This is a genomic window from Ferruginibacter sp. (assembly GCF_014377975.1).
Lineage (GTDB): Bacteria > Bacteroidota > Bacteroidia > Chitinophagales > Chitinophagaceae > Ferruginibacter.
The window spans coordinates 1-2,803 of sequence record NZ_JACMOO010000408.1 but is presented as its reverse complement, the minus strand read 5'-3'; the positions used below and the strand labels follow the sequence as shown (position 1 = coordinate 2,803).

At 35.3% G+C, this 2,803-nt stretch carries 4 protein-coding genes; all 4 read left to right on the top strand.

Features of this window, described 5'->3' with window-relative positions:
• A partial coding sequence (locus tag H7254_RS19920; protein ID WP_301934648.1) for a hypothetical protein occupies positions 1-186 on the top strand: 186 nt, incomplete at its 5' end.
• 68 nt (positions 187-254) lie between these two features.
• A complete protein-coding gene (locus tag H7254_RS19915; protein ID WP_301934647.1) occupies positions 255-1,457 on the top strand; it encodes an FAD-binding oxidoreductase in 1,203 nt (400 codons plus the stop codon).
• A 240-nt stretch (positions 1,458-1,697) separates the two neighbouring features.
• A complete protein-coding gene (locus tag H7254_RS19910; protein ID WP_301934646.1) occupies positions 1,698-2,171 on the top strand; it encodes a RadC family protein in 474 nt (157 codons plus the stop codon).
• A 120-nt stretch (positions 2,172-2,291) separates the two neighbouring features.
• On the top strand, positions 2,292-2,803 hold a 512-nt coding region (locus H7254_RS19905), incomplete at its 3' end, for a hypothetical protein (protein ID WP_301934645.1).

Sequence of the window (2,803 nt, the reverse complement as noted above, 5' to 3'; positions counted from 1 at the left end):
TGGGCTAATTTAAAAAACATTTATTATTCCAATACAGAAAAGGATGCCTTGCAATATGGATTTGTAGATAAAGAAATATTAGAAGAGTTAAAAAAGCCTACTGCCAAAAGGAAAATAAAAAGTACACGGATTACCAACCCCAATGCACTGAAGGTTTTTGATAAAGCGTTAAAAACACATTTATAGTATAAATTTATGAGTCAGGTCTTACAAGAGTAATATTTTTAAATTCAGTATAAAATAAGCTTCACTTTATGCGTTTAAGAACATTTGAATCATTCTGGCTTTTAAAGAATGGACTTCTTTACAGTTATCCCTCACTTCAAAAAAATATAGAGACAGAGATATTGGTAATTGGTGGCGGCATTACCGGCGCACTCACCAGCCATACATTAATGGAAAAAGGTTATAGGGTATTGTTGATTGATAAAAGGGATATTGCCCAGGGAAGTTCTTCAGCCACTACCAGTATGCTTCAATACGAAATTGATGTGCCATTGCACCAATTGGCAGAAATGATTGGCGAAGATGCTGCTGCTGCATGTTACAAAGCAGGTATTAAAGCCATCAAAAAACTTTCAGGAATTATCACCAACTTAAAAATAGATTGCGGTTTTGAAAATAAAAAATCATTGTATGTAGCACATAGTAAAGATTCTGCAACGGATCTGGAAAAGGAATTCTTAATACGGGATAAATATGAATTGGGTGTTAAATGGTTAACTGCTGAGGTAGTAAAAAAACAATATGGGCTTGAATGCTATGGAGCTATACTTTCCGACACTGCTGCAAGTGTAGATGCTTATAAACTTGCACACGAGTTGATACAGTTAAATGTAAAAAGGGGAATGCTGGTGTTCGACCAAACAGAAGTTGAGAAATTTAATCTTACTGGTGACCAAACTTTTGTTGTTACTAAAACGGGTTGTACTATTAAATGTAAAAAAGTGATTTTTTGTAGCGGCTTTGAAACTATAAAACTATTAAAAGAAAAAATAGCTAAACTCTTTTATACTTATGCCTGCGTAAGTGAACAGGATATAAAGCTGTCTGCTACACTGCATAACACACTTGTTTGGGATACTGCTGACCCCTATTTGTATATGCGAACAACAGATGATGGAAGACTGCTGGTTGGTGGAGAAGATTCCTCTGTTAACTTTTCCATTTTCCAGCAAACAATCAAAGAGCATAAATCAGATAACCTTCAAAAAAGATTAAAAGAAATACTACCGGATGTAACGTTTAATGAAGATTTTAGTTGGGCAGGTACTTTTGGATCTACTAAAGATGGCTTACCTTATATAGGTCAATCACCAGAATATGAAAACGCTTTGTTTGTACTTGGCTTTGGTGGAAATGGTATTACATTTTCAATTCAGGCAATGGATATTATTCCTGATTTATTGGAAGGGAAATTTAATGAACTATCTCAATATTATCGCTTTGGCAGATAAATGCAACTATCATCCTAATTTTAGATTCCTTTTAGGTTTATAACTCTCACTGAAATATTTTTTCTTCATTAATTCACCCACAAAGTTCGCCATTTGTCTCTGTGGCGGCAATGAACTGTCCGGCATAAACACAAACCCACGTCACAAGGCAATCATTTATTCCGTTGCTTCCTTGCCTTGGTCGACAAAAGGCGGTAGAGGTTTCATAATTAATTTTTTAAACAATTAAAACATTAAGTTATGGAACAGTTAGCAATGAAATTTCCAGAATGGACAAGAGTGGCAGAAGTAGAATTGGTGTATAAAACTAAAGTAAAGGCTTCTGAACGGCCAAAGATTAACAGCGTTAAAGATTGTTATAAACTGCTAAAAGAATTATGGAATGAAAACACCATTGAGATGCAGGAAGAATTTAAAGTACTTTTATTGAACAGAGGTAACAAAGTAATTGGTATTTATGAAGCTTCTGCAGGCGGTATTACCGGAACAGTAGCCGACCCAAGATTGATACTTGCCGCTGCCATTAAATCACTTTCTGTAAGTATTATTTTATCTCACAATCATCCCAGCGGAAATTTAAAACCAAGCCGGGCAGATGAGGAACTAACACAAAAGATAAAAGTAGCCGCAAGTTACCATGACATCAAGGTAATTGACCACATTATTATTACCAGCGAAGGCTATTACAGCTTTGCTGATGAAGGGGTGCTGTAGCCCCTTTTTTTAAGCAGCCAAACTGCTGCAAGTCGCTGAAATTGGCATGTATAAGCTATATTTACTCTAACTCCTTTAGTAACCGCCATAAACCAATAACTAACTCCGGGAGAACAATACATGAAACTGGAATTAATCAAGCCCATTAAAGCCCTTAATAAAGCCTACCTGAAAGAAAAGGTTAGCCGCAATCACATTGAGCTATTTAAGAAGAACCTGCAACAATTACTTAGCCGTATCAACGAACAGGAAAGTGAAGAACACCTGAAAAATGTAATAGCTGACTTTTTAAAAGATACCTGGTACAAAGACCAGTTTGAAATAAATACCAAAGACAGAAATGATTTGGTGATACATACCGGTAAAACAACCAAAGATGCTGTAGGTGTTATCCTTGAAGTAAAAAAACCTTCTAATAAGGCAGAGATGATGACAGCAGCCAAGCCGAATACAAAGGCTTTACAGGAACTCATTTTATATTATTTACGGGAAAGATTTGACCACAACAACACTGATATAAAATACCTGGTTGTTACCAATATTTACGAGTGGTTTGTAATAGATGAAGTTTGGTTTGAAAAGAATGTTTTTAGAAACAGCAAACTAAAAAAAGATTATGAGAATTGGAAACT

What these genes read in the sequence shown, in the direction of transcription:
- H7254_RS19910 (WP_301934646.1), top strand. Translation starts at nt 1,698, where the DNA reads ATGGAACAGTTAGCAATGAAATTTCCAGAATGGACAAGAGTGGCAGAA.
- H7254_RS19915 (WP_301934647.1), top strand. Translation starts at nt 255, where the DNA reads ATGCGTTTAAGAACATTTGAATCATTCTGGCTTTTAAAGAATGGACTT.